At 70.8% G+C, this 26,758-nt stretch carries 19 protein-coding genes and 1 riboswitch; of the genes, 6 read left to right on the forward strand and 13 right to left on the reverse strand.

What is annotated here, in order from left to right; all coding sequences use genetic code 11:
* Positions 1-72: 72 nt before the first annotated feature.
* The 9 genes from mdoH to AC3WXD_RS04080 all read right to left on the reverse strand — a co-directional run bounded on the left by mdoH (position 73) and on the right by AC3WXD_RS04080 (position 15,183).
* Complete coding sequence (gene mdoH, locus AC3WXD_RS04040; RefSeq protein ID WP_082079482.1) at positions 73-2,634, reverse strand: glucans biosynthesis glucosyltransferase MdoH; 2,562 nt, start codon at positions 2,632-2,634, stop codon at positions 73-75.
* Positions 2,607-4,190 carry a glucan biosynthesis protein G gene (locus AC3WXD_RS04045; protein WP_492323092.1) on the reverse strand — a complete coding sequence of 528 codons (1,584 nt, stop codon included), beginning with the start codon at positions 4,188-4,190 and terminating at the stop codon, positions 2,607-2,609. Before AC3WXD_RS04045 ends, mdoH begins: the two co-directional genes overlap by 28 nt.
* Before the next feature lie 886 nt (positions 4,191-5,076).
* The gene (locus tag AC3WXD_RS04050; protein WP_492323093.1) at positions 5,077-5,652 is read right to left on the reverse strand and encodes a surface-adhesin E family protein; all 576 of its coding nucleotides are present in this window, start codon (positions 5,650-5,652) and stop codon (positions 5,077-5,079) included.
* Positions 5,653-5,734: 82 nt separating this feature from the next.
* Positions 5,735-6,415: a 3,4-dihydroxy-2-butanone-4-phosphate synthase gene (ribB, locus tag AC3WXD_RS04055; RefSeq protein WP_020202824.1), complete on the reverse strand. Its 681-nt coding sequence runs from the start codon at positions 6,413-6,415 to the stop codon at positions 5,735-5,737.
* A gap of 119 nt (positions 6,416-6,534) precedes the next feature.
* Positions 6,535-6,685: riboswitch (FMN riboswitch) on the reverse strand.
* 91 nt (positions 6,686-6,776) lie between these two features.
* Positions 6,777-7,652: a helix-turn-helix domain-containing protein gene (locus AC3WXD_RS04060; RefSeq protein WP_020202825.1), complete on the reverse strand. Its 876-nt coding sequence runs from the start codon at positions 7,650-7,652 to the stop codon at positions 6,777-6,779.
* Positions 7,653-7,715: 63 nt separating this feature from the next.
* Positions 7,716-9,728, reverse strand: coding sequence for a sigma-54-dependent Fis family transcriptional regulator (locus AC3WXD_RS04065; protein ID WP_492323094.1), 2,013 nt, complete (start codon positions 9,726-9,728; stop codon positions 7,716-7,718).
* A 405-nt stretch (positions 9,729-10,133) separates the two neighbouring features.
* Entirely contained in the window at positions 10,134-10,640 is a 507-nt protein-coding gene (locus AC3WXD_RS04070; RefSeq protein ID WP_020202827.1) for an acetone carboxylase subunit gamma, read from the reverse strand.
* Positions 10,641-10,688: 48 nt separating this feature from the next.
* Positions 10,689-13,013, reverse strand: a complete 2,325-nt coding sequence (locus AC3WXD_RS04075; RefSeq protein ID WP_454733340.1) for a hydantoinase B/oxoprolinase family protein — start codon at positions 13,011-13,013, stop codon at positions 10,689-10,691.
* A 13-nt stretch (positions 13,014-13,026) separates the two neighbouring features.
* Entirely contained in the window at positions 13,027-15,183 is a 2,157-nt protein-coding gene (locus AC3WXD_RS04080; RefSeq protein ID WP_059411588.1) for a hydantoinase/oxoprolinase family protein, read from the reverse strand.
* A gap of 399 nt (positions 15,184-15,582) precedes the next feature.
* Here AC3WXD_RS04080 and AC3WXD_RS04085 point away from each other — a divergent pair, with 399 nt between their 5' ends.
* The 3 genes from AC3WXD_RS04085 (at position 15,583) to AC3WXD_RS04095 (ending at position 18,743) form a co-directional block, all read left to right on the forward strand.
* Positions 15,583-16,896 carry a hemolysin family protein gene (locus tag AC3WXD_RS04085; protein WP_029043569.1) on the forward strand — a complete coding sequence of 438 codons (1,314 nt, stop codon included), beginning with the start codon at positions 15,583-15,585 and terminating at the stop codon, positions 16,894-16,896.
* 244 nt (positions 16,897-17,140) lie between these two features.
* The gene (locus tag AC3WXD_RS04090; RefSeq protein ID WP_492323095.1) at positions 17,141-18,484 is read left to right on the forward strand and encodes an EAL domain-containing protein; all 1,344 of its coding nucleotides are present in this window, start codon (positions 17,141-17,143) and stop codon (positions 18,482-18,484) included.
* Between the two features lie 127 nt (positions 18,485-18,611).
* Entirely contained in the window at positions 18,612-18,743 is a 132-nt protein-coding gene (locus AC3WXD_RS04095) for an entericidin A/B family lipoprotein (RefSeq protein WP_020202832.1), read from the forward strand.
* Positions 18,744-18,862: 119 nt separating this feature from the next.
* Here AC3WXD_RS04095 and AC3WXD_RS04100 read toward each other — a convergent pair whose 3' ends face one another.
* The 4 genes from AC3WXD_RS04100 to AC3WXD_RS04115 form a co-directional block, all read right to left on the reverse strand.
* On the reverse strand, positions 18,863-20,539 hold the full coding sequence (locus AC3WXD_RS04100) for a phospholipase D family protein (RefSeq protein WP_492323096.1): 1,677 nt from the start codon (positions 20,537-20,539) through the stop codon (positions 18,863-18,865).
* A gap of 140 nt (positions 20,540-20,679) precedes the next feature.
* Entirely contained in the window at positions 20,680-21,321 is a 642-nt protein-coding gene (gene eda, locus AC3WXD_RS04105; protein ID WP_020202834.1) for a bifunctional 4-hydroxy-2-oxoglutarate aldolase/2-dehydro-3-deoxy-phosphogluconate aldolase, read from the reverse strand.
* A 103-nt stretch (positions 21,322-21,424) separates the two neighbouring features.
* A complete protein-coding gene (locus AC3WXD_RS04110) occupies positions 21,425-22,360 on the reverse strand; it encodes a sugar kinase (RefSeq protein WP_492323097.1) in 936 nt (311 codons plus the stop codon).
* Positions 22,361-22,405: 45 nt separating this feature from the next.
* Positions 22,406-23,674: an amino acid deaminase gene (locus tag AC3WXD_RS04115; RefSeq protein ID WP_454733346.1), complete on the reverse strand. Its 1,269-nt coding sequence runs from the start codon at positions 23,672-23,674 to the stop codon at positions 22,406-22,408.
* 161 nt (positions 23,675-23,835) lie between these two features.
* Here AC3WXD_RS04115 and AC3WXD_RS04120 point away from each other — a divergent pair, with 161 nt between their 5' ends.
* From AC3WXD_RS04120 to AC3WXD_RS04130, 3 genes are read left to right on the forward strand one after another with little or no spacing between them, the layout of a single operon-like run.
* Positions 23,836-24,738 (forward strand): MurR/RpiR family transcriptional regulator, encoded by a 903-nt coding sequence (locus tag AC3WXD_RS04120; RefSeq protein WP_059411583.1) that lies wholly within the window; start codon positions 23,836-23,838, stop codon positions 24,736-24,738.
* A gap of 1 nt (position 24,739) precedes the next feature.
* Positions 24,740-26,260 carry an N-acyl-D-amino-acid deacylase family protein gene (locus AC3WXD_RS04125; RefSeq protein ID WP_492323098.1) on the forward strand — a complete coding sequence of 507 codons (1,521 nt, stop codon included), beginning with the start codon at positions 24,740-24,742 and terminating at the stop codon, positions 26,258-26,260.
* A gap of 43 nt (positions 26,261-26,303) precedes the next feature.
* Positions 26,304-26,696, forward strand: coding sequence for a RidA family protein (locus tag AC3WXD_RS04130; RefSeq protein ID WP_020202839.1), 393 nt, complete (start codon positions 26,304-26,306; stop codon positions 26,694-26,696).
* The last annotated feature ends 62 nt before the right edge of the window (positions 26,697-26,758 follow it).

The following is a 26,758-nucleotide window of genomic DNA, read 5'->3' on the forward strand; positions in this document are numbered from 1 at the left end:
CGCGCTCTACCCCACAAAGAAAAACGCCGGCATTCCCCGCGAGGAATGCCGGCGCCGTCGTCCGCGCGCTGCTCAGGCCAGCCGCGGCCGCAGCGGCACCACGTTGGCCGCGCGCCGCGGCAGGATGCGGGTTTCCTTCCAGCTCGCATGCGCCAGCGGCGAGGCCCACACCTGCTCATGCAGGCTGGCCAGCGCGAACGGGTCGCCCAGCAGCAGGTGCTTCTGCGCGGCGCCCAGGCTCTCGGGCCCCTCGGTCAGGGCCTGCTGCACCAGCGCGGCATGCGCGAGCCGCGTGGCCTCGGGCTGGATCAGGCGCGACGAGCCGGTGGCGCACATCAGGGCGTTGGTGACGGGGTCCACCACCGCGTCGATGAAGGCCGGCGGCTCGCCGGCGGCTTCCACGTGCTCCTGCATGGCCACCATCTCGCGCGGCGGCCGGGCTTCCTCGGGCGTGACGAACAGCCGGGCGCGGCGCAGCGCGCGGCCGAACGACACGCGCGACAGGAACACCGACATCGGGATCGACAGCGCCAGCGCGCCGACGATCGGCAGCAGCCACCAGACGAAGCTCGGATCGATCCACAGCACCAGCCCGCCCCACGCCAGGCCGAGCAGCGTATGCAGGCCGTGGCGGCGGAACGCCTCGCCCCAGGTGGTCTCGGCATCCTCGCGCGGGGGCGACTTCCAGGTAATGCCCCAGCCGCTGTAGGCCGCCACCACGAATTTGGTGTGGAACAGCATGCGCACCGGCGCCAGCAGCGCCGACATCACCACCTCGATCAGCATCGACATGACCAGCCGGCCCGGCCCGCCGTAGTTGCGCGCGTCCTTCATCAGCAGCAGCACGCTGGCCACCTTGGGCAGGAACAGCAGCGTCGCCGTGGCCGAGAACAGCGCGAGCGCCTTCTCGGGATGCCACTCGGGCCAGGTCGGGAAGAACTGGTAGGGCTGCGTGAAATACTCGGGCGGCACCAGCGCGTGCTTGGCCAGCATGATCGTCGACAGCACCAGGAACAGGAACCACAGCGGCGCCGACAGGTAGGCCATCACGCCGGTGAGGAACACCGCGCGGTGCACCGCGTGGAAGCCCTGCTTCATCCACAGCCGGAAGTTCATCAGGTTGCCCTGGCACCAGCGGCGGTCGCGCTTGACCTCGTCGAGCAGGTTGGGCGGCAGTTCCTCGTAGGAGCCTTCCAGGTCGTAGGCGATCCACACGCCCCAGCCGGCACGGCGCATCAGCGCGGCCTCGACGAAATCGTGCGAGAGGATCTCGCCGGCCAGCGGCCCCTTGCCCGGCAGCGGCGCCAGCGCGCAATGCTCCATGAACGGCTGGATGCGGATGATGGCGTTGTGGCCCCAGTAGTGCGACTCGCCCAGCTGCCAGTAATGCAGGCCGGCGGTAAACAGCGGGCCGTACACGCGCGTGGAGAACTGCTGCACGCGCGCGTACATGGTCTCGCGCCCCACCGCCAGCGGCGCGGTCTGGATGATGCCGGCGCCGGGGTTGCTCTCCATCAGCCTGACCAGCGTGGTCAGGCACTCGCCGCTCATCACGCTGTCGGCGTCGAGCACCACCATGTAGCGGTAGGCGCTGCCCCAGCGGCGGCAGAAGTCCGCCACGTTGCCGGTCTTGCGCTTGACGCGGTGGCGGCGCCAGCGATAGAAGATGCGGCCGAAGCCGTTGACGGCGCGGCAGGTCTCCATCCAGGCGTCGGTCTCGGCGGCGCGCAGGTCGGGGTTGCCGCTGTCGGACAGCACGAAGAAATCGAAGCGCGCCAGTTCGCCGGTGCGCTCCATCGATTCATAGGTGGCGCGCAGGCCGGCGAACACGCGCGTCACGTCCTCGTTGCAGATCGGCATGATGACCGCCGTGCGCGCCTGCTCGGCGATGGGCCCGGCCTGCGCCGCGGAGCGCGAGATCAGGTGGCGGTCGCCGCCCTTGGCCAGCACCAGGAAGCCCATCATGGCGGTCCAGAACCCGGCCGACACCCACGAGAACAGGATGGCGAAGAGCGCCAGCACGGCGATCTCGAGCGGGTCGGTGCCGTGGTACGGCAGCACCTTCGTCATGAAATAGGTGGCCAGCGCGGTCTGCCCGGCCACCAGGCCCAGCAGCACCCAGCGGCGGTGCGTGCCGGCCGGGTGCCACTTGCCCTCGGCGTCGGGGCCGTCGTGCAGCGTGTCCCAGGTCTCGGGCACCGGCGGGCGCCCGAACAGGCGCCGGCCCAGGTTGCGCAGAAAGCCGGTGACGATGTGGGGCGGCCACGCGCGCGGCACCATCGAGGCGCGCCGCGGGGCCGGGCCGGTGTCGATATGCACGGTGCCGTCCTCGCGCCGCGCGATGAGCGGCTCGCCCGCCGCCTGCGGCGCGCCGTAGGCGAGGCCGAGGCGGCGCCAGACCGAGGCGTAGGCCGCGCCGCCGGGGGCCGGCTGCGCGCCGTCCTTGGCGCAGTCCTTCGCTGCGAGCTTGCGCTGCAGTTGCTGCATGGCCGGCTCGGCGCCGTCGCTGCCGGCGATCTCGCCAAGCAGCTCGCGGCGCTGGTCGGGCGAGACCGGCACGCGATCGAGATAGCGCTCGCATGCCGCCGCCGGGGCGGCGCGCCGCTTTAGCCTGGGGGTAAGATGTAGCTCCACGTCTCGGATAGGGTTGTATTGCCGTTGCGAAGATAGCCGCGCAGCTCGACCGGCTTGGTCTCGTCCTTGCGGCGCACGACCATCGTCATGCGCCAGCCGCCGGTGGCCTCGTTGCGCTGCGTCGAAGTGCTGAGCAGCTCCCCGTTGCTGTCGGCCGAGATCACCGGATCGATGCGGGTGTCGGCGGCCAGTTTCTTGAAGGCAGGGCCTTCGAAATCGACAGCCAGCGAGAAGCTGGTGTCCTCCTGCTTGCGGCTCAGGCCCTGGCCTCGCCGCGTCTGCGTCACCCACGACAGCGGCGGCAGCTTTTCGCTGTCCTTCTGCCACAGCAGGCGGTATTCGTAATCGAAGGGCTGCCGCGGCTTGGGCGGGTTGTCCGGCACCCAGTAGGCCACGATGTTGTCGTTGGTCTCGTCCGGCGTCGGGATCTGCACCAGCTCCACGCGGCCCGAGCCCCAGTTGCCCTTGGGCTCCACCCACGCGCTCGGCCGGCGCTCGTACCACGCGCCGATCTCCTGGTAGTTGCCGAAGCTGCGGTCGCGCTGCATCAGGCCGAAGCCCTGCGGGTTGGTGGCCGAGAACGACGTCACCAGCAGCCGCTTGGGATTGCCCAGCGGGCGCCACAGCCACTCGCCGGTGCCGAGCTGGACCGACAGGCCGTCGGAGTCATGCACCTCGGGCCGGTAGTCCGGCACCGGCGACGGCTGGTTCTCGCCGAACAGGTACATGCTGGTCAGCGGCGCCAGGCCAAGCTTGGTGACGTGCTCGCGCAGGAACAGCCGCGACTTCACCTCCATCGCCGTCTCCGCGCCGGGGCGCAGCACGATGCGGTAGGCCCCGCTCACGCGGCGCGAATCCATCAGCGCGTAGATGGTCAGCTGCTTGTCCGCCGGCGACGGGCGCTCGATCCAGTATTCGACGAAGCGCGGGAATTCCTCGCCCGAGTTGAGCGCGGTGTCCAGCGCCAGCCCGCGGGCCGACAGGCCGTACCACTGGTCCTTGCCGAGCGCGCGGAAATAGCTCGCGCCGACGAACGACACCACCTCGTCCTTGACCTTGGGCTGGTTCAGCGGAAACAGCACGCGAAAGCCCGCGAAGCCGAGCGGCTTGAGCTTGGTCGCGTCGAGCTTGTGCGGGCCGTAGTTGAAGGCCGAGGGGTCGAAGCGGATCTCGCGCACGCTGCCGCTGACCACTTCGTTGATGCGCACCGGCTGGTCGAACACCATGCCCTCATGGAAGAAGGACAACTCGAACGGCAGCTTGGCGTTGCGCCACAGGTGACGGTCGGGCTTGAATTCGATTTCGCGGTAGCGCTCGTAGGAGAGCTCGCGCAGCTCGCGCGGCAGGTTCTGCGCCGGCGTCTTGTACGGGGTGGCCGCAAGCTGGCGCGCGCGCGCCGCCACGGTCTCGAAGTCGAACGCATGCGCCGCCACCGCGCACACCGCCAGCAGTCCGCCGCACAACCACCGGCCCAGGCGCAGGGCGCCGCTGCTGGCGCGCGCCGGCTGGCGGCGCGGAAGGTTGACGGTGGTCGGCACGGTAACGGTATCGGACATGGATGCCAGTGGCAGGCAGGGTTGAACACAAGGGCCGCGGCAGGCTTCGCTGCAAGAGGCGGGCCATCGCCGGGCCGGGGCGGCAGCAGGCGGAGATCGCGTCGGTCGCGCAGGTCACGGCCGGGCGCGGCGGCTTCGGCACGCCGCCGGCGCGATCCCGAAAGAGCACGCGACGCATCATAACGACAATGTCTTGAAAAAGTAACAGCCTTGTTGCAATGCGCAATAGGACCTTAACAATTCGAGACTTAAAAGTCACGTTTCGACCACGCAACGTTTGCAACAATTTGAAACCCCGGTGGGCTGGAAGCCGCTTGGCGCGCGGCTTTCGGGCTGGTGCGTCACACCGGGGGCGCGGTGCGGCGCAGGTCAGGCGCGCAGGCCGTTCGTCGGCGTCTTGCGGATCGCGGCGCTTGGCGTGGGAAGGCGGGCATGGCAGTCATCGCGCGGGTGTCGTGCGCGTTTCGAGTTTGTTGGGCTCGCTGCAACAAGTATGGACGAACCCCGAATCTGCAACGCTAGGATACGGATCGCGCTTCGTCAACGCGGGGGCCGGCGCCCCGAAACGGCGCATGGCGCACCCCGGTCTTCGTGCGGTGCACAGCGGCCGCGTGCCGCCCTGCCGGGCAGGCAAAAAAAAGAGAGGCCGCAGCCTCTCGATCGGATCTCACCCCGGTGCCGGTCCCCCCGGACGGCATGTTGCCACTGGGCACCGTTTCCCCGTCATCGCGGCAACGCGCCGGCGCGTCGGCCTATTGGCGCGGCGCGGCATGCAGATGCGGGCGGCACGGCGAACTGCTGGCGTCGCGGGCATGCCCGCCGCCGGTCGCCTTCGCTACCAGCAACGGCGCAGGAGCGCAAAAGGTTGACGCGCGCGCCGGCCCGTTCAGTGGCACAGGCGGTTGAACAGCTCGCCCGCCACGGTGCCGGCGGCGACCTGCTGCGGCATGCCGGCCTGCGGCGCGTCGATGGTGTAGAGCGATTCGCCGCGCGCGTAGCGCTTCGAATACAAGGTCTGCTCGACCACCGCGTACATCGAGGTCGCGCAGTTGAAGATCATGCGCCGGAGCGAGGAGCGGATCTGCTCGCCGCTGGTGGTGCGGATCACGCCGGCCGGCGCGTTGCGCATCACGGCCACGCCCACTTCCGCGCCGCGGCGGCGCACCGAGGTCTTGTCGAAATAGGAGATCGCGCCGTTGGCGCCCGCGAGCGGCAGCCAGCGCTGCGGATCGGGCGCGCCGGTCTCGGGCGCCGCCACCGCGGTGCAGCCGTCGCGCGGCGTGGCGCGCAATGCCACGCCGCCGTCGGCGCCGGGGCATTGATACAGCCCCGCCGTGGCGGCAGCCGTGGCGGGACGGACCGTGCCGGTGGCCGTCTCGGCATGGGCGGCAAGGCACAGGCTGCCGCCCGCAAGCAGGACGATGGCACAGGAAACGGCGTGGAAAGCGGCGCGCAAGGACATGGACGGACCCTCGTTCAGGCAGAAAACAGGCCGCATTGTCGCATACGGTCCCGCCGCCGCCCCGCGCCGCGGGGCGCCGCGCTCAGCCTTGCTGACCGCGCCAGGCCACCAGGTCGGCGATGGTCAGCACCGGCAGGCGGTACATCTCGGCGAACGCCAGCGCCTCGGGGCGGCGCGCCATCGTGCCGTCCGGGTTCATCAGCTCGCACAGCACCGCGGCCGGCGCCAGCCCGGCCAGGCGGGCCAGCTCGACCGAGCCTTCGGTATGGCCGCGGCGCGCCAGCACGCCGCCGTCCACCGCCACCAGCGGGAATACGTGGCCGGGGCTGACCACGGCATCGAGGCCGGCGTCCTCGGCGATGGCGGCGCGGATGGTGGTGATGCGGTCGGCCGCGCTCACGCCCGTGGTCACGCCTTCGCGCGCCTCGATCGAGACCGTGAAGGCGGTGCCGTACTGGCTGCGGTTGTTTTCGACCATCGGGCGCAGGCCCAGGCTGGCCACCTTCTCGCGCGTCAGGCACAGGCACACGATGCCGCTGCACTCGCGGATCATCATGGCCATGTTGGCCTGGGTCAGGCGCTCGGCGGAGAGGATCAGGTCGGCCTCGTTCTCGCGGTCGTCATCGTCGAGCAGTACCACGGGACGGCCTTCGCGCATGGCGTCGAGCGCCCGCGCGATGCGCTCGCCGAGCGGGCGCTGGTCGGCCTCCGCGCCGGCCGGGAAAGCGACAACGGGTTGTTCCTGGGTGGGAAGTGACAGCATGAAACGCTCCTATTGCAACGATAAGCGGGCGTTCCAGGGGATCAGCGGAAAACACGGGCAAATCCAGCCGCGCAGGCGCGCAGCACGCGCATGCCGGGGGGAGCCAGCCGGGTTGTACCGCCCATCTTCTTTCATCCGGACTATGACCGTCGGCCCTGGCCTCTCACCAGGTCTGCTGACCCCGCACGGGAATGCGGGCGCTCGCGGGCTCGCCACGCGCTGTGGTGGCATACCGCCGGTGGGGACTTGCACCCCGCCCTGAAGACGTAACGATGCCGGCGCGCCACCATCGGGAATGGCAGGCGCGCCGGCAACGGCATGTTAGCACGGGTGCGCCAAGGCTTGCTTGGCGCGCCCCGGCCTAGGGCGCCACGGCCGCGGCGTGGCTGGCCAGCGCCTCCAGCGCCAGGCGCGAGGCCTCGTCGGCCGGGAAGAAGCACTCGATGCGCATCTCCTGCAGCGTCACGTCCTGCGGAATGCCGAGCGTGGTCAGCGTGGTGAACAGCGCGGCGCGGAAGCCGCCCGCCGCTACCGTGACCGGCAGCAGCGGCGGCGGCGGGCCGCCGGCGGCCTCGTCGTCGGCCAGCGGCAGGCCGCCCGGCCCGAGCAGGTCCGGGTGCCAGGCCGCGATGCGCGCGAAGAGCGCGCGCGCGGCCTGGTCCTGCGCCTGCGTCTGCAGTTCCTGCCAGACCCGGCGCAGCAGGTAGCGGCCGACCTGGCGGGCGTTCCCGAGCGCCGGCCACAGCCCCTGCGGGTCGAACACCGTGAGCATCAGGTTGACGCGCGCATCGCCCGGCTCCAGCGTGGACGGCGCGCGCCCGCCGAGCAGCACGCGGAGCATGTCGCGGTAGGCCCGGTTGGCGTCGAGCAGGTTCCAGAAGCGGTCCAGCACCACCGCCGGATACGGTTCCTGCTTGCTCAGGATCAGCGCCACCGCCTGCTGCACCATCTGCAGCGCCGGTGCGCCGAGGCCGTGCTCGCTGTAGGCCGGGGCGAAGCCGCCGGCCAGCAGCAGCCGGTTGCGCTGGCGCAGCGGCACGCCGAGGCGGTCCGCCAGCGACAGCACCATCTCGCGGCTGGGCCGGGCGCGGCCCGACTCGAGGAAGCTGATATGCCGCTGCGACACCCCGGCGGCCAGCGACAGCGCGAGCTGGCTGTAGCCGCGCCTGCCGCGCCAGTAGCGCAGCAGGCCGGGAAAATCGGTGGCGGTCTCGGAGCTGGGGGTCAGGGTGTCCATGACGGCATTACAGCACGGCCGGCGCCGCGCGGCGATTACCTCCGAGGTAATCCCGCGCCCCTGCTACAGCACCCTGCCCCGCGTCTCGCTCAACGCCGCCGCGAGGCCGTACTTGCGGATCTTCTGGTACAGCGTGCTCTTGGCGATGCCGAGGTGCGAGGCGGTCTTGGTCAGGTTGCCGCCGCTGTACGCCACCGCCCGGCGGATCGATTCCGCCTCGGCCATCTCCAGCGAGTACACGGCGCCGGGCGGCGCGGCAGCCGCGGGTTCCGCCCGGGCCGCATCGCCCTGCCAGGCGGCCGCGCCGATCTCCAGCGGCAGCTTGTCGACCGTGATCACGCCGCCGTCGGCCATCAGCAGCGAGCCTTCGAGCGCGTTGCGCAGCTCGCGCACGTTGCCGGGCCAGTCGTAGGCGAGCAGGCAGGCATAGGCGTCGTCGTCGAACGAGGCCAGCGGCAGGCCGTAGCGCTCGCACAGATGCGTGAGCCAGTGCGCCACCAGCGCGGGGATGTCGTCCTTGCGCTCGCGCAGCGGCGGGATGGCGATGTTGGTGACGGCGATGCGGTAGAACAGGTCCATGCGGAACTTGCCGGCCGCCACGTCGTCGCGCAGGTTGCGGTGGGTGGCGGCGACCAGCCGGAAGCTGACCTTGCGCGGCGTGTTCTCGCCGAGCCGGTAGATCTCGCCTTCTTCGAGCACGCGCAGCAGGTGCGGCTGGATGTCGAGCGGCATCTCGCCGATCTCGTCGAGGAACAGCGTGCCGCGGTTGGCGGCCTCGATCTTGCCGGCCGCGCCCGACTTGCGCGCGCCGGTGAAGGCGCCTTCGGCATAACCGAACAGCTCGCTGGCGAGCAGGTCGCGCGACAGCCCGCCGCAGTTCAGGGCCACGAACGGCCCCTCGGCGCAGGCGCTGGCCTGGTGGATGCCCTGGGCGAACAGTTCCTTGCCGACGCCGGTCTCGCCCAGCAGCAGCACCGGCACCCGGGACGGCGCGAGGTGCTGCGCCTTCTCCACCGCCGAGCGCAGCGCGGCGCCGTTGCCGACGATGCGCGAGAAGGCCGGCGCCGGGGCCGTGCGCGCCGGCGGCGCGCCGCTGGCCGCGCGCTGCGGCACGGCCGGGATCACCAGCAGGAAGCCGAGCGTCTCGCCGGCCTCGCGGACAGTTTCGAGGCGGGCCAGCCGCAGCCAGTCCGGCGCGGGCCGGACGGCGGCGCCGGCCTGCCGGATGCCCAGGCCCGGCACCGAGAACCGGCGGTCCAGCGCGGTGTCCACGCCCAGCCGCAGCAGCGCCGCGGGCGCCTGCGGATTGGCCTTGACCAGTTGCCCGCATTCGTCGAGGACCAGCACGCCGTCGCTGCGCAGCGAGCCGAAGTGGCTGGCGCAGCGGTCCAGCAGCCGCAGGCGGCGCTCCATCGCCAGCTTGGCCAGGCGGCTTTCGATGCGCCCGGCCAGCGAGACCGTCAGCGCCAGGCTGTGCCGGCTGTAGGTCTGCGCCAGGCCGGACACGTCGATGACACCGAGCACGCCGCCGTCGAGCGGGTCGCGGATCACGGTGGCCGAGCAGGTCCAGCGCTTGATGCCGGCGCAGAAATGCTCGGCGCCGTGGATCTGCACCGGCTGCTGCAAAGCCAGCGCGGTGCCGATGGCGTTGGTGCCGCAGTTCAGCTCGGTCCAGTCGCAGCCCGGAATCAGGCCGACCTCGCCGGCCGGCTCGACGATGCGCATGTCGCCTTCCTGCTGCAGGATCATGCCGTCGGGATCGGCCAGCAGCATGATGGTGCCGGTCTGCGAGAGGAATTCGTGGGTCTGCTGGATCAGCGGCAGGCTGGTGCTGACCAGCCGCGCGTTCTTCTCGCGCCGCGCCCGCAGGCCGTCCTGGCCCAGCGGCGGCGGCGCGGCGCCGGCGCCGGGATCGACGCGGGCCACGAGGCAGCGCCGCCACGAGTCGTCCACCACGCAGCGCAGTTCGCCGGCATTCGCCTCGCCGCCGCCAATCAGGTGTTCCCAGGCGGACATGATGCTCGCGTCATGATCGGGATGGGAAAACCAGTCCATCGGTGTGCTGGCTGGATGCATGCCGTGTCTCCTTGCGGGGTCCGCCGGTGGCGGATCACGAATGGCCGGTGTGCCGGCTCGCTCTTTTTCGCTCTCTGGCTCTGCCTGCGCGGGACTGGCGCCCGCGTTCCTGGCCTGCGCCTTCGCTTGCCTGGCCGTCTGCTTTGCGCATGCTACTCCCGGCAGCGCCACCAGGGCCAGCCGGGACTTGCCCATCCCTGCTGGCAGACTGCGAGCAAATTCCACGCCACCGGCCCGGCGCCGCGCCACGGCGCGCGCGCGCCGGACCGCCCGCGCGGCGCCGTCCGAAAACACGACGGCCGTCCGAAAATCGAACGGCCGTCCGGCCACCGGCCAAAACCGGCGGCCTGTCCACATGCGGTTGCCCGATGCGGAGGATGGGCTACATCGGCAGCGGAGCGCGCGTCAGTCCGCGCGCTCCGGCAGCGGCAGCTTCACCCAGTCGGTATAGAAAGCCTCGATGTCCGGCTCGAAGTCGTGGATCACCGGATACCACGGCGTGGGCGCCTCCACGTCGTGCATGGTCCCGCACTTCGGGCAGTAGTACTCGCGGTAGACCTGCCACTGGGTGTCCGGCGCCATCAGGTGCGGATAGACCTCGGTCATGGCTTCCTCGGTGTCGCGCACGTAGATGTTGGCGTGCAGCTTCCAGTTCTCCCGGTAGTCGCAGAACACATGGCCGCAGTCGCACTGCGTGACCCACTTGCGGGTCTTGGCCTGTTGCACGATGAACATGTGCGGGCCCAGCGGCAGCACGATGCGGTCGTCCCAGTCGAGCTTCTTCTGCAGCGCCTCGACGTACAGCTTGAAGCGCTCCGCGTCCTTGGGCATGGACAGCATGCGCAGCGTGGTGTCCCAGTCGAGCTTGCCGTCGACGAGGTTCTTGACCTGTTCACTGGTATAGGTAGACATCTTGCGTCTTCTCCTGAATCCTGCGTGATTGGATGTGCCGGGGCGGCCTTACTCTTCGACCAGCACCACGGTATGGACGTCCGGCATCTTGGACAGGTCCATGCGGTACTTGGAGCCGTAGGTCGGCACGTCGAGCTCGTCCTCGGTCAGGGTCCATGACGCCGGCAGGTCCCAGAACGCGCGGAACTGCTGCTCGAACTTCTGCGACAGGCCGAAGCTGGTGGCGAACATGTGCTGCACCTGGGTCGAGGCATGCTTGACCAGGATGCGCTCGCGCTCGCCCTTCATCCATTCCTGCGTCGGCTGCGAGCGCGCCAGGCGCTGGTTGCGGATCTCGACGCGCTGCAGCGCGGTCTGCCGGGCGTCCACCTTCCAGATGCCGTTGCCGTCCCTGGTCGCCACCGCGCCGTAGACCTTCTGCGCGTACTCGGGCAGCAGCACGGCGTTGTTCAGGTCGCGCTCGATGGCCTCCACCTCGCGGTCGAGCGGATCGCCGAAGCCGGGGCCGCCGCGCAGGTAGTTCAGGTACAGGTCGTAGTTGTCGTAGCAGTCCTCGGTGGTCATGCACTGCTGGTCGCGCTTGACGACGGCGCCGGCGTTGAGGTGGTTCTCGTAGTCCGGCAGGTCCGGGTTGGCGTCGCCGCCCAGCGGCAGGCTGTCGCCGCCGGCGATGCGCTCCTTCAGGCCGGTCTTGTGCGCCTCGAAGCGATAGCCGGTGGCGGCCGGGTAGCCGCCCATCAGGCCCCAGTCGCTGTTCATGTAGCCGTTGCCCATGAAGAACATGGTCCAGTCCTGCGCCTTCCACACCATGCGCAGGGTCTCGAAGCCGCAGCCGCCGCGGTACTTGCCGTAGCCGCCGGAGTTGGCCTTGACGTTGCGCCCGAGGTAGAGCAGCGGCTCGGCCATCTCCCAGATCTCGATGTCGCCCATGTCGCCTTCGGGGTTCCAGATCGCCGCGGCGTGGTTCAGCCCGTCCTTGATGGCGCAGGCGCCGGTGCCGCACGAGGAGGCCTCGAAGCTGTTGACCGCGTGGATCTCGCCTTCCTGGTTGATGCCGCCGCCCTGCAGCCAGTTGGAGGTATTGGCATTGCCGGCGTTGACCTCCTCCAGGTAGCCGCGGCTGAAATACGCCTGCGACAGCCCGCGCCACATCGCGCTCCAGCCGGACACCAGGAAGTGCCAGGCGTAGGCGTGGCCGGTGCGGCGGTCGTCCGGGTTCATCCAGGTGCCCTTGGGCAAATGGAATTCCGTGCCGAAGTAGGCGCCGTCGTTGATGCGCTGGGTCGGCACCAGGGTCTGGGTCATCATCACCCAGATGCCGCTGGTGAAGGCCACCTGGTGCGCGTTGTACGAATGCCAGCCCCAGCGGCTCGCGCCCTCGAAGTCCAGCCGCCACGAGCCGTCCTTGCGGATCTCCATCTCCACCGGCGAGTGCATGATCGAGTCGAGCTTGGCGAAGGCCGACGAGGTCTGCACGTCCGGGTGGTTGTAGGGCACGTCGACGAAGGCCACCTTGCGGTACTTGCCCGGCAGCGTCATGGCCTTGATGCGGGTCTGCAGGCCGCGCCGCCCTTCCTCGATCACCTCGTAGGCGAATTCCTCGTAGGCTTCCAGCCCTTCGTCGGCGATCACTTCCTCGATCAGGTCGCGGATCATGTGGCAGCCGGCGATGCGGGTGCGCTCGTCGAGGATCCAGTATTTCGGCGTGCGCACCGAGCGCTGGCTTTCGTGCAGCCAGTCGCGCAGCGGCGTGTCGTTCACGCCGGTCTTGCGGCAGGTGATCATGTAGCCGTCGCCGAAGCGCTGCACCTGCCCGGTCGACATCGAGCCGGGCGTGACCGCGCCGGTGTCGATCACGTGGGTCACGCCGCCCACCCAGCCCACCAGCTTGCCGTGCGAGAAGATCGGCACGATGGTGGCGATGTCGCACGGGTGCACGTTGCCGATCGAGCAGTCGTTGTTGGTGAACATGTCGCCGGGATGGATGCCGGGATTGCCCTCCCAGTTGTTCTCGATCATGTACTTGATCGCCGCGCCCATCGTGCCGACGTGGATGATGATGCCGGTCGAGGTCAGCACGCAGTCGCCGGCGGCGTTGTAGAGCGTGAAGCAGAGCTCGCCTTCCTGCTCGACGATGGGGCTGGCGGCGATCTTCTTGGCGGTCTCGCGCGCATGCACCAGGCCGCCGCGCAGCTTGGAGAACAGCTTTTCGTAGCGGATCGGGTCGCGCTCGCGGAAGGCCAGGCGCGTGAGCCCGTTGTAGTGGCCGGTCTGCGCGGTGCGCTCGAGTATCGCGTCGCGGAATTCCTTGAGCGTCTGGCCGGTCTTGAGCAGGTCGGCCAGGCCGACTTCCTTGCTGGACATCATGTTCATGGCGTGTCTCCTGTTATTTCGCTGCCTTGTTCACTTCCTTGAGGTGGAACAGGCGATGCTTGTCGAGCGTGGTGGCGAAGCCCTCCGGCACCACGAAGGTGGTGGCGTCGGACTCGATGATGGCCGGCCCGGTGATGGTGTTGCCCGGCTGCAGCGCCTCCATCTTCCACAGCACCGCGTCGTGCCACCGCTTCTGGCGGTAGAGCGGGCGCGTGCCGATGCGGGCCGCGGCCGGCGGCGTGGGGCCGCCGTCGGGGTCTTCGGGCAGCACCGGCTTCTGCGTCAGCACCATGCCGCGCATGATCGCGCCCGTCACCGAGAAGCCCAGCTCGGGCGAGCGCGCCGAGCTGGCGTACACGCGGCCGTAGGTCTGCTCGAAGGCATCGACGATGCGGTCCCAGTCGGCGGCGCCGGCCGCGCTGGGGATCGGCGAGTCGATCTCCAGGTCGTTGAGCTGGCCCATGTACTGCATGCGGTAGCCGGGGCGCAGGATCACGTCCTCGGGCTTGAAGCCGTTGATGCGGAATTCCTCGATCACCTTGGCGGCCAGGTCCGACCAGGCCTGCTGGATGGTCTGCGCGGCCTGCGCCTTGTCGGCCTCGGCCGCGCCCTGCGGCAGCGCCAGGTCGACGCTCTTGTCGTAGCGGTACTCGAAGTCCGCGCAGGCGCAGCCGAACGCCGAGAAGCCCGCGGCCCAGGCCGGCACGATCACGTCCTTGAAGCCCAGCCCTTCGGTATAGCCGTAGGTATGGACCGGCCCCGCGCCGCCGTAGGAGAAGCAGACGAACTCGGTCGGGTTGTAGCCCTTGGCGCTGACGTTGGAGCGCAGGTACTCGCGCAGTTGCAGGTCGAGCAGCTCGATCACGCCGGCGGCGGCGTCCTCCACCGACAGGCCCAGCGGGTCGGCGATCTGATCCTTGATGTGCCGGCGCGCGCGCGCCACGTCGAGCTTGATGGCGCCGCCGAGGAAGTTGTCGGGATTGAGGTAGCCGAGCACCACGTGGCAGTCCGACACCGAGACCGTGTCCAGCCCGCTCTCGGGCCAGCAGGTGCCGACCCGGTAGCCGGCGCTGTCCGGCCCCAGCTTGATGGCGCCGCTGTACGGGTCGAGCCGCACGAAGCTGCCCGCGCCCGCGCCCACGGAATCCATCGTCACCAGCGGCAGCGACAGCACCAGCCGCGCCATGTCCGGGTCGGCGGCGATGGCGAAGTTGCCCTTGGTGATGAGCGCCATGTCGAACGAGGTGCCGCCGATGTCGGAGCAGGCGATGTTGTCGTAGCCCAGCGTCTCGCCCAGCAGGCGCGAGCCGATCACGCCGCCGATCGGGCCGGAGACGATGGTGCGCGCCAGTTCCTTGGCCTTCCAGCTGATGGTGCCGCCGTGGGTGGCCATCACGCGCAGGTCGAACTTGGCGCCGTGCTTGCGGAAACGGTCGCTGACCTTCTTGAGGGTCTGGCGCGAGGGCTCGGCCGCGTAGGCTTCGAGCACCGTGGTGTTCATGCGGTGGCTTTCCTTGCGCTGCGGATAGTAGTCCACCGAGGCGAACACCGGGATGTCGGCGCCGAGCTTCTTGAGCTCGTCGCGCACGATGTCGCGCGCCTGCTGCTCGCTGGTGCCGTTCTTGTGCGACTGGAGGAAGCAGATCACGATGGCCCTGGAGCCGGCCGCCACCAGCTCGCGCGTGGCCTGGCGGGTCTCGTGCTCGCGCAGCGGGATCACGATCTCGCCCTGCACGTCGGTGCGCTCGGTCACGCCGCGCGTGCGCGACAGCGGCACCAGCGGCTCGTCGTAGCGGTGGGTGTTGAGGTGGATGCGTTCTTCCAGCGCGTAGCCGAGGTAGCTCTGGATCGCGCGGCCCATCGAGTGGACGTGCTCGAAGCCCTTGTTGACCATCAGGCCCACGTCGAGCCCCTTGCGCTGCACCACGCGGTTGAGCATCGCGGTGCCCGAATACACGCAGGTCAGCAGCTCGGGATAGACGTCGTCGACGCCGCGCTGCCAGTGCGCCAGCGCGTCCTCGGACGAATTGAAGATGGCCAGCGATTCGTCCTCGGGGTTGCTTTGCGCCTTGCCCACGACGAAACGGCCATCGGAGCGCACAAAGAAGGTGTCGGTCATCGTGCCGCCGGCATCGATGCCCATCACCTGGACTTGCGATTGCACTTCCATATCCATGTCTCCTTCCAGTGATTGCGTTCACGGCGGCTGTCGGGCAGCGCCGTTGCCAGGCTCGCCGCGTCGCGGGGCCCGGCTTCTCTTCGCAACCGCTGTGCCAGCGCACGGAAGGCGGTGAATTGTCTTTTGCATCAACGGGTTGGCGCGCAGCCGCCGGGTGGCGGCGAGGGCGTCCGCGTAGCGGACGTCGCGATTTCGAACGGCGCCACCGTCCGGTTTTCGCGCTGTGGCGCGATGGCGGGAGAGGTGGAGGAAGAAATGGCACAGGAGGTGGCCGGGCGACCGGAACGGCACGTCCGGCGCCGGCGCGCGCGCGCCGGGAACGGTTCCGACACATAGCAATGTTATGCTTTGGCCCTCGATAACTCCTGCGCGCACAGGGCGCGCACCCTGATGGAAATTGCCATATTACTGGCGCTGATTTTGCTCAACGGACTGTTCGCCATGTCGGAAATCGCGCTGGTGACGGCCCGCAAGGCTCGTCTGCAAAAACGGATCGAGGAAGGCGACCGCGGCGCCATCGAGGCGATCAAGCTGGGCGAAGATCCCACCCGCTTCCTCTCCACCGTGCAGATCGGCATCACCTCGATCGGCGTGCTCAACGGCGTGGTCGGCGAATCCACGCTGGCCCAGCCGCTTGGCGTCTGGCTGCAGGGCTTTGGCATGCAGACCGTCACCGCCGGCTACGTGGCGACCGCCATCGTGGTGGCCGGCCTGACCTACTTTTCCATCGTGCTCGGCGAGCTGGTGCCCAAGCGGCTCGGCCAGATGGCACCCGAAAGCATCGCGCGCCTGGTGGCGCGCCCGATCTCGTTCCTGGCGGTGGCTTCCACGCCGTTCGTCAAGCTGCTGTCCAGCTCGACGCGCCTGGTGCTGCGCCTGCTCGGCGTGACGAGCGGCCGCGGCCCGGCCGTGACCGAGGAAGAAATCCACGCGCTGCTGGTCGAAGGCTCGGAGGCCGGCGTCATCGAGCAGAACGAGCACACGATGGTGCGCAACGTGTTCCGCCTCGACGACCGCCAGCTCACCTCGCTGATGGTGCCGCGCGGCGACGTGGTGTGCCTGGACGTGGAAGTGCCGCTGGAAGAAAACCTGCGCCGCATCGAGGAGTCCGACCACTCGCGCTTCCCGGTGGTGCGCGGCGGCATGCACGACATGCTGGGCGTGGTCAGCGCCCGCCAGTTGCTGGCGCGCCGCCTGCGCGGCGAGCCCACCGACCTGACCGCGGTGCTGCAGGCGCCGGTGTTCGTGCCCGAGAGCGTGACCGGCATGGAGCTGCTGGAGAACTTCCGCGCCTCGGGCGGGCAGATGGCCTTCGTCATCGACGAGTACGGCGAAGTGCTGGGCCTGGTGACGCTGCAGGACCTGATCGAGGCCATCACCGGCGAGTTCAAGCCCGACAGCGCCGGCGAGGAATGGGCGGTGCAGCGCGAGGACGGCTCCTGGCTGCTCGACGGCCTGATCCCGATTCCCGAGCTCAAGGACCGCCTCGTCCTGCGCCACGTGCCGGAAGAGGACAAGGAGCGCTACCACACGCTGTCCGGCATGCTGCTGCTGCTGCTGGGCCGGCTGCCGCAGACCGGCGACACCGTGCGCTGGGGCGACTGGAAGTACGAGATCGTCGACATGGACGGCAAGCGCATCGACAAGGTGCTGGCCTCCGTGGTGCCGCCCGAGGACGGCGCCGACGCCGAGACCACCGGCTGACCGCGCGGCGGGCATGGCGCCCGCCCTCCGTTCCTCTTGCCCCTTCCGCATCCCCTCCCGCATTCGCCGGCCCGCTCCGCACCACCGTGGGGCGCCGCCGGCGAGACTTGATCGCCGTCAAGTCCGCGCGCCGGCGCACGATCGCGGCATCCGCCGCGCTTCGGGCCGCGCCCGCCCTGCCGTATGATCTTCGTTATGCCGAGCCAAGTGCGGCGCGGCGGCATGATCCACCAACACCCCTCCCATGCACCCAGACGCAGACGGCATCGTCGGCAAGCCGGAAGCGGACCTGCCCGACACCGGCGATTTCGCCGCCCTGCTGGCCGCGCGCCGGCAACGGCCAGGCGCGGCGCCCGGCCTGGCGGTGCTGGTCATCCACCTGGACCGCTTCAGCCACGCCAGCGAGACGCTGGGCCCCGGCCTGGCCGCCGGCCTGCGCGCGCAGGCGGCCGCGCGCGTCGCGGCGCTGGCCCGCGGCGCCGACCTGGCCTGGTTCGGCGACGCGGAGATCGGCGCCATCGCGGCGCTGCCGCCGCGGGCCGCCGACGCGCGCGAGGCCGCGCTGCGCCTGGCGCGCGCCGTGGCCGGCGCGCTCGCCCGGCCGTTCCGGCAGGACGGCTTCGAGCTGTTCCTGTCGTCCAGCATCGGCGTCGCGCCGGACGACCCCGCCCAGCCCGCCGAACGCACCGTGCGCCAGGCCTGCGACGCCATGCTGCGCGTGCGCAAGCGCGGCGGCGACGGCATTGCCGGCGCCGACGGCACGGCGCCGTCCCCGCTCTCCTCGCCGGTCCTGGCGGCATTGCCGCACGCGCTGGCGCGCGGCCAGCTCACGCTGAACCTGCAGCCGCGGGCCATGCTGGCCGGCGGCGAGATCGCCGGCTACACGGTCAGGCTGCGCTGGCAGAACCCCGAGTTCGGGCGCGTGGCGCCGCAGGACTTCCTGCCCGCGCTGGAATCGCGGGGCCTGATCGGCGACGTGGCGCGCTGGCTGATGGAAAGCGCGCTGCCGCTGCTGGCCAGCCCCGGCATCGCCGAGCCGTTCGAGCTGAGTTTCCCGGTTTCGGGCACGCAGTTGCACGACCCGCCGCTGACCGGCACGCTGCTGCGCACGCTGGAGCGCCTGCGGCTAGACCCCGCCAGGGTCCGCCTGGAAATCCCCGCGGCGGCCGTGCCGGCGGGCGACCGCGCGGCCGCCGGCAGGCTCGCCGCGCTGCGCGACGCCGGCCTGCGCATCGCGCTGTGCGATCGCGCCGGCGCGCCGGGCGGCGAGCCCTTGCACGCGGCCCTGGAACGCCTGCGGCCGGACCTGCTGATGCTCGATGCGCGCGCCCCCGGCGGCGCTGGCCGGCCCGGACGCGAGGACACCGCCGCGGCGCACATGCGGGCCGCCTGCGAACTGGCCGGGCAACTGGGCCTGGCGGTCTGCGCCAGGGGCATCGAGACGCGCGGGCAGCTGGCCGGAGCACGCCGCCTGGGGTGCGGCAGCGTGCAGGGCTACCTGCTCGCGCAGCCCTTCCCCGCGCACTGGCTGGCGCAGACGCATGCGGCCATCCGCGCGCGCGTGCGCGAGCTGCTGGCGCAGCCATAGGCCGCGGCCTCGCGGCGGCGCGGCGGCGCACCGTGAAAAAGTTACAAAATGCCGTGCCGGGTACCCCAATGAAGTGCGCCAACAACGGTAAAATTGCGGCGGACAAATCGACCAAAAGGAGTCTGGCGTGAAAAAAGGATGGATCTTCTGCGTTCTGCTTGCCACCCTGCTGGCGGGCTGCAATACGATGGCAGGCCTTGGCCAGGACATCCAGAAGGGTGGCCAGAAGCTCGAAGGCGCTGCCGACCGCAGCAAGTAAGCCGGACGCGCGGGCGCCCGCACGGGCACCCGGCGGCAAGAAGCCGGCGCATCACGCCGGCTTCTTGCGTTGTTGCCGCGGCCTGGCAGCGGTTCCCCGGGCTGCGGCGGCGCTTCCGGCTATAGCAGTTCCTCCGGCGTAAACGGCGCCAGCACGTCGATCCACAGCCGCCTCGACCACGTGGTGTCCGGCTCGGTATCGAGCACGGCCGCATCCTTCCCCTTGCCATCCACCCATTGCACCGCGCCCGTGTCGGACAAGCGCAGCAGGTAGCTGTTGTCGTCGATGGCGCCGGCGAACAACTGCGCGACCTGCTGCGCCAGGCGCGGGCTGCGGATGATCAGGCCGGTCTCGGTGTTCTGGCTGGCCGAGCGCGGATCGAAGTTCATCGAGCCGACGAACAGGTTGGCGCGGTCCGCCACGGCGGCCTTCACGTGGAGGCTGGCCTGCGAGGACGTGAAATCGCCGACCGCCCGCTGCGGGCGGCCGGGGCGCGACTTCAGCTCGTGCAGCTCCACGCCGGCGCGCAGCAGCGCCGCCCGGTAGCGGCGGTAGCCCACGTGCACGATCGGCGCATCGGTGGCGGCCAGCGAATTGGTCAGCACCCGCACCTTGACGCCGCGCCCGACGAGGCCCGCCATCCATGCCACGCCCGCGTCGCCGGGCACGAAGTACGGCGAGATCAGGATGATTTCCTGCTGCGCGCCGCCCAGCATGCGGCCCAGTTCCCGCACCATCGTGTCCTCGCCTTCGGGCGCCTTGTCGGGCGAGGCCTTGTCCGGCGTGTCGACCATCACGCTGGCGGCGGCCCATTCCAGCGGCAGCTTGCCGTCGCCGGCGAGCTGCCGCGCCAGGAAGCTCGCGCGCGGATCGATGCGCGCCGGCGGCGCCGCGCCCCGGGACTCGCCGCGCCCGGACTCCGCCCGCGGGCCGGCCAGGCCCGGCTCCGGGCTCGCCGCGCTGGCGGGCTCGGCCGACGCCGCCAGTTCCTCGGGGCTGGCCAGCGCCTCCACCGGAATCGCCAGCGGGCTGTTCCAGTAGCGGTCGAACGCGGCCGACAGCCGCCGCACCGCGGGGCCGGCGGCGATCACGTCGAGATCCACGAAATTGGTGTCCGGCGCGCGCAGGAAGTAGGCGCTGCCGATATTGCGCCCGCCCGTCATGGCCAGCGCGTTGTCGGCGATGAACGCCTTGTTGTGCATGCGCCGGTTGATGCGGCGGATGTCCGCCGCCGACGACACCATGCGCGTGAGCCTGGAAAAGCGCCCGGCCGGGAACGGGTTGAACATCCGCACCTCGATGTTGCGGTGGCGCGCGAAGCGCAGGAAGGCGCGGTCCTTGCCGTCGCTGTGCAGGTCGTCGACCAGCACGCGCACGCGCACGCGCACGCCGCGCCCGGCGGCGGCGCGCACGTGGCGCAGGATCTCGCGCGAGGACTCGTCGGCGTCGATGATGTAGTACTGCAGGTCGAGCGTGCGCGTGGCGCGGTCGGCCAGCGTGACGAGCGTGCCGAAGGCTTCCTCGCCCGAGGTGATGACATGGAAGCCGGACAGCGCCGGGTCGGGCGCGCTCTGTGCCACCAGCCGGCCCAGCGCGGTGGCGGCGGGATCGGCCAGCGCCGCGCTCGGCTGGCGCGGCACGTCGCGCGGCAGGCTGGCGCAGCCCTCGGTGGCCAGCACCAGCGCGCAGGCCAGCGCGCGCGCCAGGCGGGCGATCCATGCCGGTCCGGCGCGGCGCTCTCGCGCCACCGCCCCCGCCGCCGTCACCGCCGCCGTCACCGTGAATCGCACCAGCATGCCGCCTCCAGCCGCGGGCCATCCAGGACCCGATACCGGAAGCTTAGGAGCTCGCGCCAGGCGCGGCTATCCGCCTTTGTCCGACGTGCCCGACAAAGCGGCGGCCAAGGCGGCCGCCGCCCGGGGACGCTTCCGGCCGCTCAGGCCGGCTTGCGCAGCGCGGCCGCCTCGCGCGCCAGCGCGCGCACGCGCTCCCAGTCGCCCTTGGCCACGGCATCCTTGGGCACCACCCACGAGCCGCCCACGCACACCACGTTGGGCAGCGCCAGGTAGGACGGCGCGCGCGCCGCGTCGATGCCGCCGGTGGGGCAGAAGCGCAACTGGGCCAGCGGGCCGTACAGCGACTTGAGCATCGGGATGCCGCCGGCGGCCTCGGCCGGGAAGAACTTGAGGAACTGGAAGCCCGCTTCGAGCGCGGCCATCGCCTCGCTGGCGGTGGCCACGCCCGGCAGCAGCGCCACGCCGGCGCCCTGCGCGGCCACGGCCAGCGCCGGGGTCAGCCCGGGCGACACGGCGAACTGCACGCCGGCCTCGCCCACGGCCTGGAGCTGAGCCGGCGTGAGCACCGTGCCGGCGCCGACCACCGCCTCGGGGAAGGCCGCGGCCACCGCCTTGATGGCGTCCAGCGCCACCGGCGTGCGCAGCGTGATTTCCAGCACCGGCAGGCCGCCGCCGATCAGCGCTTCGCTGACGTGCAGCGCTTCGTCGACCGAGGAGAATTCCAGCACCGGGATCACCGGCACGCCGGCGAAGCGTTCGATCAGGGAGGATTGAGTTTGCATGACGGGTATTCAGTCAGGTAGGTCGGACAAGCCGACGAGGGCACGAAAAAACAGCGAACCGGTCGCGCGCGGCGTCCGCGCGAAGCGGGAAAGACCGGAAAAATCAGGCAATCACGGCAACCGACTGCGCCAGCCGGGCCAGCACGGTCTCGGTGGCCGGGATCGGCGCCACCGCGCCGTAGCCGGTGGTGGACAGCGCCGCGGCCACGTTGGCGTAGCGCGCGGCCTCGAACGGATCGTCGCCGGCCGCCAGGCGCGCCACGAAGCTGCCGCCGAAGCAGTCGCCGGCGCCGGTGGCGTCGAGCGCCCGCACCGGGTACGGCGCCACCAGCGAGCGCGCCTCGGGCGTGGCCACGTAGGCGCCCTCCTCGCCCAGCTTGAGCGCCACCAGCCCGATGCCGCAGCCGAGCAGGTGGTCGACGATGGCGTCGCGGTCGTCGAGGCCGGTCAGCACGGTGATGTCGTCCCAGCTCGGCAGGCACACGTCGGTCAGCGAAAAGGCTTCGCGCATGATGCCGCGCGCGCGCGCCAGCGTCCACAGGCGCAGCCGCAGGTTGGTGTCCAGCGTCACCTTGGCGCCGGCCTTGCGCGCGTGCTCCATCGCCGCCAGCGCGGTGTCGCAGGCGCTGGTGCTGATGGCCAGGCTGATGCCGGACACATGCAGGTAGCGCGCCTCGGCGATGGCATGGTGCGGCAGGTATTCGTGGTGGTAGCGGCTGGCCGCCGAGCCGCTGCGCAGGTAGTCGAAGCGGTGGCCGTGCGCGTCGTGGCTGACGAAGTACACGCCGGTCGGCGCGCCGGCGTCGACGCGCACGTGGCGGGTGTCGACGCGCTCCTGCGTCCACAGCGCCAGCAGGCGCTCGCCGAAGCTGTCGTCGCCCACCGCGCTGATGTAGCCGGCGCGCGCGCCCTGGCGCGCCGCGGCGATGCAGAAGTTGGACGTGTCGCCGCCGAAGCCCTGCAGGTAGCGGGCGGGATCGTCGGGCTGCTGGTTGAACTCCACCAGCGCTTCGCCGAAAGCCAGGATGTCGATGCTCATGGTGCGGGCGTCCTTCAGGAGGTTCCGTGATTCCGTTCGTGGCGGTCAGAAGAAGGTCTGGACGATGTCGGTCACGCGCAGGCTGCCGTCCAGCACCGGGATGTGGCGCCACTTGTCGAAGGTCAGGCACGGATGCGAGATGTCGAAGGCGATCATGTCGCCCACGCGGATGTCGTCGCCGGCGCGGATCCGCAGGTAGGCGTGCTGGTCCATCATGCCGCTCACCTCCCAGTGCGCGGGCGCCGCCTGCGGCGCGGCCGCGCCGGGCCGGTACAGCCGCGCCGGGACCGGCATGCCGGCGTCGAAGGCCGCGTCGCGCTTGCCCATGCCGACGATGGCGCGCTCCGGCTCGGGAACCGACTGCACGTAGGCCCACAGCTGCAAGGCCGGCAGCAGGCCCTCGCGCATCTTCTGCGCGACCGGGTTGCTGGCCAGGATGCGCTCCTGCGCGGCGCGGTAGATGCCCACGTCGTGCGTCAGGTAGCAGCCCGGGCGCAGCACGATGTCCAGCGGCGCGCCGATCTCGGCGCGCGCGAATTCCTCCGCCACCACGTCGTACCAGGCCGAGCCCGCGCCCGACAGGATCACCGGGCTGCGGCCGAAGCGGCCGGCCGCGGCCAGCTCGCGCGTGACCGCCACGGTGCGTTGCAGGAAGGCGCGGATGTCGGCCTCTTCCTTCAGCACGCCTTCGTAGATTTCCACGCCGGCCAGCGACAGCGCGCCGGGCCAGCGCGCCAGCGCCGCCAGCACCGCGGCCTGCTGGCGCGCGTCGCGCACGCCGGTGCGTCCGCCCGCCACGCCCAGTTCCAGCAGGACCTGCAGCGTCTGGCCGCGGCCGCTGAAATACGCGCCCAATTGATCCGCCAGTTCCGGCGAATCCACCAGCGAGAAGAACTCGAAGCCGGGATCGCGCAGCAGGTCCGCGACGATCTCCATATTGCGGCGGCCCACCAGCTGGTTGGCCATCAGCACGCGGCGCACGCCGTGCGCGTGGGCGGCGGCGGTCTGGTGCGCGGTGGCCAGCGTGATGCCCCAGGCGCCGGCTTCGAGCTGGCGCGCGAACAGCTTGGGCGCCATCGTGGTCTTGCCGTGCGGCGCGAGCTGCACGCCGTATTCGTGCATGAAGCGGCGCATCCACGCCAGGTTGTGGGCCAGGCGCTCTTCATACAGTACCGCCGCCGGCAGGCTCAGGTCCTCGGCCAGCAGTTGCCAGCCGACCTGGCCTGCGGCCGCCGGCGCCAGCGGCGCCTCCAGCTTGCCGAGCGCCTTGTTGAGCGGATCGATCATACCGGTCTGGTACTTTATTTCATGCATCTCTGTCATCACTGCGCAAAATTCCGATTGACGTAATGATAGCCTTGAAATTACGATATTTCACCCTTGTTATAAAGTAACATCCGCGGCGTGCCGAACCTTGCCTGCGCCGGCGGATGCGCGCACGTTCCGCCCTTACGCTTCGCCCTACGCTCCCGTCCATGTCCGCGTCCTTCGACATCCTTTCCCGCATCGCCGAGCGCGGCCCCACGCTGCGCCTGGCCGAGCAGAAGGTCGCCCAGGTGATCCTGGAGGACCTGGCCGGCGCGGCCGCCACCAGCATCAACGAGCTGGCGCGCAAGGCCGGCGTGAGCGAAGCCAGCGTGACGCGCTTTGCCAAGGCCATCGGCTGCCGCGACGTGCGCGACCTGAAGCTGCGCCTGGCGCAGGCCACCGCGGTGGGCCAGCGCTTCCTGCAGGCGCAGGGCGCGCGCACGGCCGAGCCGGCCCCGGCCACGCTGGCCGACAGCATCCATGCGGACATCCTGGACTCACTGGAAGTCAACCGCAAGCTGATCGACCCCGACCACATCGGGCGCGCCGCGCGCCTGTTGCTCGACGCGCGCATGGTCTACGCTTTCGGCATGGGTGGCGGCTCGTCCTTCATGGCCGACGAGGCGCGCTACCGCCTGGCCCGCCTGGGCCGCCCCGTGGCCAGCTACCAGGATGCGCTGCTGCAGAAGATGGTGGCGGCCACCCTGCACAAGGACGACGTCGTACTCGCCTTCTCCGCCACCGGCAGCGTGCCCGAGATGCTGGCCAGCTGCGACATCGCGCGCGAGTACGGCGCGCGCCTGGTGGCCGTGACCGCGCTGGGCTCGCCGCTGGCCGCGCGCGCCGACGTGCTGCTGCCGGTGCGCACGCTCGAAACCGATTTCATCTTCAAGCCCTCGGCCTCGCGCTACGCCATGCTGCTGGTGATGGACGTGCTGTCCACCCAGCTCGCGCTGCTGCAGCAGGAGCAGAGCCAGGACCGGCTGCGCCGGCTCAAGTTCGTGCTCGACGCGCACCGCGGCAGCGCGGGCCCCGGCGCCGCGGACAGCCGCCAGCCGCTCGGAGACTGACATGCCCGCCTCGACCGACACCGCGCCGTCCGGCCTGCCGCCGTTCGACACGCTCATCCGCGGCGCCACCGTGCTCGACGGCTCCGGCGCCGAGGCGCGCCGCGCCGACGTGGCGCTGCGCGCCGGGCGCATCGCGCGCATCGCCATGCTGGACGACGATGAGGACGGCGGCGGCCTCGACCCCGCCGGCGCCGCGCAGGTGGTGGCGGCCGACGGCCTGGTGCTCGCGCCCGGCTTCATCGACGTGCACACGCACGACGACACCAACGTCGTCCGCCAGCCGCAGATGACGCCCAAGCTCTCGCAGGGCGTGACCACTGTGATCGTCGGCAACTGCGGCATCAGCGCCGCGCCCGTCGCGCTGCGCGGCGAGCCGCCCGACCCGATGAACCTGCTCGGCGGCGCCGAAGCCTTCCGCTACCCGGATTTCGGCAGCTACGTGCAGGCCGTGCGGGACGCGCGGCCCGCCGTCAACGTGGCGGCGCTGGTCGGCCACACCGCGCTACGCAGCAACCACATGGACCGGCTCGACCGCGCCGCCACGCCGGCGGAGATCGCCGCCATGCGCGCGCAGCTGGAGGCGGCGCTGGCGCACGGCGCGCTGGGCCTGTCCACGGGCCTGGCCTACGCCAGCGCGTTCAGCGCCACCACCGACGAAGTGCTGGCGCTGTCCGAGCCGCTGGCGCGCGCCGGCGCGCTCTACGCCACCCACCTGCGCAGCGAGTTCGCCGAGATCCTGGAGGCGATGGATGAAGCCTTCCGCATCGGCCGGCACGCGCGCGTGCCGGTGGTGATCTCGCACCTGAAATGCGCCGGCGTGGCCAACTGGGGCCGCAGCGGCGAAGTGCTCGACGCGCTCGAGCGCGCGCAGCGCTGGCAGCCGGTCGGCTGCGACTGCTATCCCTACACCGCCAGTTCCTCCACGCTGGACCTCAAGCAGGTCACCGGCGACTTCGACATCATGGTCACGTGGTCCGGGCCGCATCCCGGCATGGGCGGCCGCCTGCTGGCCGACATCGCCGCCGGGTGGCAGACCAGCCTGGAAGACGCCGCGCGCCGCCTGCAGCCGGCCGGCGCGGTCTACCACGGCATGGAAGACGCCGACGTGGACCGCATCCTCAGCCACCCCGCCACCGTGATCGGCTCGGACGGGCTGCCCAACGACCCGCTGCCGCACCCGCGCCTGTGGGGCGCATTCCCGCGCGTGCTGGGCCACTACGCGCGCGACCGCGAACTGTTCCCGCTGGCCGTGGCCGTCAACAAGATGACCGGCCTGTCGGCCGAACGCTTCGGCCTGGCGCAGCGCGGCTTCGTGCGCGAAGGCTACTGGGCCGACCTGGTGCTGTTCGACGCCGCCACCATTCGCGACGCGGCCAGCTTCACCGACCCCATGCAGCCGGCCGAAGGCATCGCCGCGGTGTGGGTCAACGGCGCGCTGTCCTGGCGGCAGCGCGCGGCCACCGGCGCGCGCGCCGGCCGCTTCCTGCCGCGCGCGCGGCGCGCCGGCGACGTGGCCGGCTAGCGCCCCCGCAACCCGTTTTCAGCAATCCGCTTCAGGAGTCTTCATGGAAATCAGACGATTCGGCGTGGAAGGCGGCACCGGCTCCGGTGGCCAGCACATGCCCTTTGCCCGCGCGGTCGCCGCCGACGGCTGGCTCCACGTGTCGGGCCAGGTGCCGATGGTGGCCGGCGAGGTCATCGACGGCGGCATCGTGCCGCAGACCCACCAGGCCATCAGGAACGTGCTCGCCATCCTGGCCGAAGCCGGCTACGGCCCCGAGCACGTGGTGCGCTGCGGCGTGTGGCTGGACGACGCGCGCGACTTCGCCTCGTTCAACAGGATCTTCAGGGAATATTTCGGCGCCAACCCGCCGGCACGCGCCTGCGTGCAATCGAGCATGGTGGTGGATTGCAAGGTCGAGATCGACTGCATCGCCTACAAGAAGCCGGCGGCCTGACCAGCGCCTTCCGGCAAACACCTCAACCGGCCGCCTGCGCGGCCATTTTCATAACGGACGCG

It is taken from the genome of Cupriavidus sp. FW216-B1 (genome assembly GCF_058789195.1).